Genomic DNA, 7445 nt, shown 5'->3' with positions numbered 1-7445 from the left:
TCATTCGGGGGCTATTTCAGGTGGCCGGGCGGTGGACCATACCATCCGCCCGGCCGCTTGATCAGAACTCGACGGCGAAGCGTGCCGCAACGCCGCTCTCGTGCGCATCCGAGCCGAACTGACCGTTGTAGCTAACGCCCAATTTCGTCTTCGGGGCGATATTCACATCGAGACCAAGGTCGAGAAGCGCAGCATCCTTGGCGATCGGAACGCCGGAGACCGTGAACCTGTTGCCCGTCGCGAAGGACAGGACCGTCTGCGGGGTCTCATCGCCATAGCTGTGACGCCAGCCGACCATACCCTTGGCCGAAACGGTCACGCCGCCGAGATCAAAGTCCCTCGCGGCGCGGAGGCCGAGCGTCGAGAAGGTGGCGTCGCTGGTCTCGTTCTGCCCAGACAAGGCGGCCGCTCCACCCTGCTCGGAGAAGCTGTCGGTGCCGAGACTGACATAGGCGAGATTGGCGAAAGGATCGAGCCTGACGCCGCCAAGGTCAAGACGGTAGCTGACTTCACCGAAGACTTGGGCCGTGCCAGCGTCGTAGCTGCTCGAAAGGCGATCGGAGAACCGGGCGAAGCCGACGCTACGTTCCGTGTCGATCTCGTTCCAGCTATAGGATGCGCCTGCCTTCAACCCGAACTTCCCCTGCTCCGTGCCGGCATAGGCGCCGACGTGGTAGCTGGTGACATCGGCCGAGGACATCCGCTGGTCGGCATCGAAGGAGGAATGGCTGTAGCCGGCCATCAGCCCGATCCGCACTCTTTCGCCCATGAGGCCGTCAGTGCCAACGAGGATACCGCTGGTATCGCGATCGAGCGAGGCGGCATTGCCGTCACCGTCGGTCTGTCCCCAGGAGCCGTAGCCCGTCATCCAAGCGCCGAGACCGTGTCCCATGTCGACCGCGCCCCCTTGCGTAGCCACGTTGCCGGCAGGTGTGCCGAGAACGTTGCCGAGGCGGCCGAGCATCGCATCGCGCAGGAAGCGGGAGCTTTCGATCAGCCCGGTGCTGACCGAGGGATGGATTTCACCCGAAAGCTGGTCGAAGGCCGCTCTGGCATCGGCGGCCGTCGCCGAGAACAGGATGGTGTTGTAGAGCGCCTGGCTCGGAGTTCCCACCGTCTGGTCGAGGCTGTCGAGTGCCGAGGCCGCGGCGCTCTGGTTCGAAGTCGCCGCGACGCTGTCGAAGCGGCGGCCCTTGGCGAGAAGGAGCTGCACCTCCTTGGCGCTATAGAGGACTTTGGAATCGATGAAAATCGAGGCCGGGAACGGATTCGCAAACTGACCGCTGACGGTCCCCGCCGTCAGGATCGTGTAGAGCTGGCCGTTCAGATAGCTGAGGCTCGGATCGACCCGCACGTCCAGCGCGGCATTGTTCAACGTCGCCGTGCCGGAAACGTCGATCCGGTCGGATGCCTGGTTCGGACCGAGTTCAACCTGATAGGTCGAACCGGGGGCGAAGTTCAGGTCTCCGGCAACCGCGAGGCGACCGATCGAGTTGCCGGGCGCGATCGTGGCGCCGGAGGCGAGTTTCGTCGTGGCGACCGTGCCGTTGCCCTTCAGGATTCCGCCCGAAAGGACGTTCATCTGGCCACCGAGCTGACCATCGACCGAGAGGGTTCCGGCGAGATTTGTCGTGCCGGCAAAGCCCGAACTGTTTCCGGTGAACTTGAGGATGCCGGGGCCTTGGACGGCGAGCGTACCCGTGCCGGAAAGGGTGCTGGCATAGGTGCCGGCGCTTGCCTGATCGAAGACTAGGGCCGCGTTGTTCGCGATATTACCTTGGAGGCTCGTCGTGTTGCCGACCAGCCTGCCGCCCGATATCGTCGTGCCGCCGCTATAGATGTTCCCGCCCGTCAGCGTCAGCGTGCCGGCGCTGGCCTTGGTCAGGGTACCGGTGCCGGACAGGTTGCCTGCATAGGTGCCGTCCGTGGCCTGATCGAAGACCAGGGCGGCGTTGTTCACGATATTGCCCTGGAGGCTCGTCGTGTTGCCGCCCAGCGTGCCGCCCGAAATCGTCGTGCCGCCGCGATAGATGTTTGCCCCCGTCAGCGTCAGCGTACCGGCGCCGCTCTTGGTCAAAGCACCGGTGCCGGACACGGTGCCGGCAAAGGTTCCGGCGGTTGACTGATTCACCGCCAGCGTCCTGCCGCCGAGGACGATCGCGCCGCTGCCGGTCAGGTTGACGATACCGGTCGTGTCTGTGGAGATACCGGAGATGTCGAGCCCCCCGTTGACCGCCACCGAGTTCGACCGGTCGATGCTGCCGCTGCCTGACAGAGCTAACGTACCGGCAGAGACCGTCGTGCTGCCGGTATAGGTGTTCGCACCCGTCAGCGTCAGCGTACCGGCGCCGCTCTTGGTCAAGGCACCGGTGCCGGACACGGTGCCGGAGGCCGTCAGGTTCTTGCCGTTGTCGACGAGGATGGAGCCGCCACCAACGTTCAGCGTGATGTTGCGGGCCGTGGAAAGGCTGTCTGTCGCTTGGAGCGTGCCGCCGCTGAAGGTCAGCCCGCCGGACGCCGCGCCGAGACTGGCGTCGTTGGAAACTGCCAGCGTACCGGCGGTCATCGTCGTGCCACCCGCATAGCGGTTGCTGCCGGTCAGCGCCAAGGTTCCCGCACCGGTCTTCTCCACAGTGCCGGTCCCGGAAATCACGGCGGCGTAAGTGCCGTTCGTCGCCTGATTGAAGATCACGGCCGCATCGTTCACGATATTGCCCTGAAGGCTCGTCGTGTCGCCGACCAGAGTGCCGGTCGAAACCGTCGTGCCGCCGCTATAGGTGTTCGCGCCCGTCAGCGTCAGCGTGCCCGAGCCCGTCTTCGACAAGGAACCCGTGCCGGACACGACGCCGCTGAAAGTGCCCGTCGACGACTGACGAACCGTCAGTGCCTTGCTGCCGAGGAATATGGCGCCACCCGCCCCGCCGTTCAGCGTCTGAATGGTGGTCGCGCCGCCGGAGAGGGCGGAGATGTCGAGCATCCCGTTGACCGTGACGGCGCTCGACTGCCCGATGTCGCCGGCACCCGAGATCGCCAGCGTGCCGGCCGAGACTGAGGTCGCCCCGCTATAGGTGTTCGCGCCCGTCAGGGTGAGCGTGCCCGAGCCGATCTTGGTCAACGCGCCGGTGCCCGTCACGACGCCTGATGCTGTCATCACCCTGCCGCCGTCGACAGCAACACTGCCGCCACCGGAATTCAGCACCACGCCTCGTGCTGTCGCGAACGTATTGGTCGCCTGCAATGTGCCGCCATCGAAGGTGAGCCCGCCGGAATTGGCGCCGAGATTGTTGTTTGCCGAGACCGCGAGCGTGCCGCCGCTGATCGTCGTGCCGCCGCTATAGGTATTGTTTCCCGACAAGGTGAGCTTGGCCGAACCGGCCTTGCCGATCTGCCCCGTGCCACCGATCACGCCGTTGAAGGTGCCGTCGCTGTCCTGCGAGATATTCAGCGTCTTGCTGCCAAGCCCGATCGTACCGATGCTCGAACCCGACAGGGTGTGGATGGTCGTCGAGGTTCCGGTCAGACCGGAAATGTCGAAATTGGCATTGACGGCGACATTGCTCGATGAGGCGATCGAGCCGCTGCCCGTCAAGCCGAGCGTGCCGGTAGTGACGGTGGTGGAGCCGGTATAGGTGTTGATACCAGACAGGTTGACAGTGCCCGCCCCGGTCTTTTCGAGCGAACCGGTGCCGGCGACGATGTTGGAGAGGGTGAGGGCAGAGTCGCCGCCGGCGCGAGTCAGCGCAAGACTGGCCGTGCTGCTGAGCAGGATCCCTCCCGTCAACGCGTTGCCGGTGGTCGCGCTGGAGTCGAAGGTCAAACTGTTGTTGCTGCCGCCGGTGAAGTTGAGCGACGGCGCATGGTCGGATGGGCTCCCTCCCTTAGAACCGCCGCTCACCGATCCGCTGGAACCGATCGTCAATGCGAGATTGCGGCCCTGGATACCGACGCCGCCGGCGGACGTGCTTCCGCCCGTGCCGCCGGAAACGGTGCCGTTGATGGTAAGCGTAACGCGGCCGCTCGATCCGATGAGGAGGCCCGCGCCGCCCGCGCCGCCCGAGGCACCGGTTCCGCCCGCACCGCCCTGACCGCCGGTGATCGTCGTGCCCGCGCTGACCGTGGCGGTGCCGGTGCTATTGAAGCCGAGATAAAGACCAATGCCGCCATCGCCCCCGGCGCCGCTCTTTGGCACGAGGAAGCCGTTGCCGGCGTCGTAGGTGCCGCCATTGCCGCCGGTACCGCCCTGACCGCCTGTCGCGTTGTTGCCGACGGTGACGGCGGTCGTGCTGAGGCCGCTGACCGCCGCGCCGTAACCGCCGCCGCCGCCGCCGCCGCCCGAGCCACCGCCGGGATTGCCCGCGTTCTGCCCTGCGCCGCCATTGCCGCCATTGCCGCCCGTCGTCGCGCTCGAAGGCAAGTTGCCCGATGTGTCGGTATAGCCATGGGCGCCGCCGCCGCCGCCAGAACCCGCACCGTTGCCGGACGCGTTGCTTCCTGCTACGCCATTGGCACCCGCCGAACCGGCGCTGCTTCCGCCAGTCCCGCCGCTCGCGCTGCCGCTTGCGCCATTGCCACCCGTGGCACCTGCTCCGCCGCCGCCGCCGACTGAGGCACCGTTGTTCCCAGGGCCGGTCAAACTATCTACACCGGCGAGGGCGCTATTATAACCATCGGGAGCCCCCCTGCCGCCGTCAGCATGGGCCTGACCGAAATCGGTCGAAACCAGACCCAGGACGACCGGAGATACCGTAACGGCAACGATCGCTGTTGTGCAAAGCAGCGCGAAATGCAGGCCCTGACGCCGTCGTGCGTAAATCGCCTTTTTAGCATTCTCGAGTGTCTCACCAGCGGAGTCGAACGGCTGCATCAAAATCCAATCCTTCTTGAATCGTCCAGGATCGGCCGTAGGCAGGACCGTCCATCCGGCGAATCACCGGTTAACTAACTTTTAATATGAATCTTAGCTGGTTCCAAAATGAAGTCTTCGCTCTAACGGACTGCTTCATTAGGGCGTCGCCATAACGGGGTTTCTCCCTTTAACAACACAGTTGCGCATTTTGTTTGATATCGGATGCATGCGCGGCGGCTTGGTGGGTGGTCTGCCCCCGTTAGGTGGCCCTGTTCAAATCCAATGGATGGTGGGGCTTTGATCCGCTCCCAATCGTTGGACCGCCGGAAGCTGGAGTTTTCCGGCTTCGTCAAGACGGCGGGCCGGTTGCGCCGTCGGGATTGATGAACGAGATCGGGACCTTGTTCCCGATCGCCCCGTGCGGGCGCTCCTCGTTGCAGTATCTGCGCCAATCCTCCAACTTTTCCGCCGGGTGGAGTGGACCCCGTTTCACCGGACAGGCAGCGGTTGGGTTTAGGCACTGAGCCTGATGAACTCGCGGGGCGAGCGGAACTTCAGGCCTGAGTGCGGGTGGACTTCGCAATAGTCCTCGATCCATTCGGGGAGCAAGGCGAGGATCGTGCTGGCGTCGGGCAGAATGGTGACGCGGGCATAGTCCCTCTTCGACGTTTTGACGAAGGCCTCGGAAATGCAGTTGGATTGCGGGCTGCGGACGGGCGTGAACAGCAGCGTCAGGCCAAGGGCTCGGGCCGTGTCGGCGGTTTCCCTGGCGATGGTGGCGCTGCCGTTGTCTGACAGCTATTCGACGGCATGCGGGACCTTGGTGGTGCCGAAGCGACGTTCGACAGCCGTCACCATCAGATCGCGAACCATTTCGTCGGAGATGCTGGCATTGGAGACGGCCGACCAAGCGATGACCTCCCGGTCGCAGGCGTCCAGGACGAAGAGGATGCGCACGATCTCGCGGTTGCGGGCGTGGATCTCCAGATGGTCCGAGCACCAGCGGATGTTGGAGCGCAGCGCGATGACGATGCCGTCGTGGTTCGACCGGGCCGCAAGGCCGTATGGCGTTCGAGCGTCAGCCCGTGATGCTGCATGATCCGTAGCACTCGCTTGGCGTTGACGGTTGGCTGCCCCTGAAGGCGCAGCTCACGGTTCAGCAGCGCCGTGACGCGCCTGTAGCCGTAAGTCGGCTTGGCATCCACGATGGCGCGGATGGCGGGCAGGACGGCATCCTTGACTTTGCGATACGGACCCCGCGGCGTCGCCGTCGTGCCGCGTCGCTCGGCGATGTTCGATCGGGCGACATCCAGCGTTCGCGCTACGACACTCACCGTGAACCGTCCGTCGGATCGCTCCAGGCGAGCCAAGGGCAACGTCCGTTTATGGAATGGCTCGCCCCTTTCCCTCGGCGCATGATTGGCGTCGGTTGAGACTGGCACGGAGGCGAACCGATGAATGAGATCAGGGTTCTGGGCATCGATCTCAGCAAGGACATCTGCAGCGTCGTCAGCATGGACGGCTCTGGAACCGTCGTGTTGAGGCGCCGGATGCGTCGCGATACCGTGCTGAAGCTGGCGGCTGGCCTGCGCTCTTGCATCGTGGCGATGGAAGCGTGCTGCGGCGCTCATCATCTGGGTCGCTACTTTCGTGATCAGGGTCACGAGGTTCGCCTCATGTCGCCGGAGTACGTTCGCCCCTACGTAAAGGCCCAGAAGAACGACGATCGGGATGCCGAGGCGATCGCGGAAGCGGCAACTCGCCCGACGATGCGCTTCGTCGATCTCAAAAGCGACGAGCAGCTCGACATACAGAGCCTGCATCGCGCCCGAGATCGCCTGGTCGGCGAACGCATGGCCCTGATCAACCAGCTTCGGGCGATCCTTCTCGAGCGAGGGATTGTCATCGCCAAGGGACGGCGCAAGCTCGCGCTCGGGCTGGATCAGCGTTTCGCCGGTGAGATGGCGATCGGTTCTCGGGTCAAGGTTTTGATTGACGATATGCGATCACAATGGCGCGCTCTTGACGCCAGGATCGGAGCCTTTGACGCGGAGTTTGCCGATCTCGCTCGACAGGACGCTTCGATGACGTTGCTCTCGGCGATCCCCGGCATCGGTCCGTTGAACGCGACCACTTTCGTGGCCTCGGTTGGAAAGGGTGAGGCATTCGGCCGAGGCCGCGACCTTGCGGCCTGGCTCGGCCTTGTGCCGCGGCAGATGACGACCGGCGGCAAGCCGAGGCTTCTGGGGATCAGCAAGCGCGGCAACGGCTATCTTCGCAAGATGCTGATCCATGGAGCGAGGGCCGCCTTGCCGACCCTGGCCAAGGGGACGACCTTGTTGGGCATGTGGCTTCGTGGTCTCCTGTCGCGAACGCACATGAACACGGCCGTCGTCGCGCTGGCGGCGAAGATGGCCAGGATTATCTGGGCGGTGCTGAGAAGCGGAAGGCCGTTCGAGCTGGCCAGCGCGACTTCGGCTGGATGATGGAGGATCGACCGGAAGGGAGACCTTCAGGTCGCAGATGTCTGTGAGTGGACTGGAAAGATGGCCTGACAGTTGAACGGTGTGCCGACATCCTTCGGGACTGTCAGGAATTT

2 protein-coding genes and 2 pseudogenes are annotated in these 7445 nt (G+C 64.4%); 1 reads left to right on the top strand and 3 read right to left on the bottom strand.

The window, feature by feature from the left end:
- Positions 1-61: 61 nt before the first annotated feature.
- From NS365_RS14885 to NS365_RS25010, 3 genes and pseudogenes are all read right to left on the bottom strand, one after another.
- Positions 62-4633 (bottom strand): autotransporter domain-containing protein, encoded by a 4572-nt coding sequence (locus NS365_RS14885; RefSeq protein ID WP_153003801.1) that lies wholly within the window; start codon positions 4631-4633, stop codon positions 62-64.
- Positions 4634-5195: 562 nt separating this feature from the next.
- Positions 5196-5312: pseudogene (locus NS365_RS24165) on the bottom strand (IS3 family transposase); the annotation flags it as partial.
- Between the two features lie 47 nt (positions 5313-5359).
- A pseudogene (locus tag NS365_RS25010) lies at positions 5360-6201 on the bottom strand (IS3 family transposase); the annotation flags it as partial.
- 99 nt (positions 6202-6300) lie between these two features.
- Here NS365_RS25010 and NS365_RS14875 point away from each other — a divergent pair.
- Positions 6301-7332 (top strand): IS110 family transposase, encoded by a 1032-nt coding sequence (locus tag NS365_RS14875; RefSeq protein WP_058601084.1) that lies wholly within the window; start codon positions 6301-6303, stop codon positions 7330-7332.
- Positions 7333-7445: the final 113 nt, after the last annotated feature.

Source organism: Aureimonas ureilytica (genome assembly GCF_001475935.1).
GTDB lineage: Bacteria > Pseudomonadota > Alphaproteobacteria > Rhizobiales > Rhizobiaceae > Aureimonas > Aureimonas ureilytica_A.
Note: the sequence above shows the minus strand (reverse complement) of the source record. Positions and strands in the feature narration are given on the sequence as shown.

What these genes read in the sequence shown, in the direction of transcription:
- NS365_RS14875 (WP_058601084.1), top strand. Translation starts at nt 6,301, where the DNA reads ATGAATGAGATCAGGGTTCTGGGCATCGATCTCAGCAAGGACATCTGC.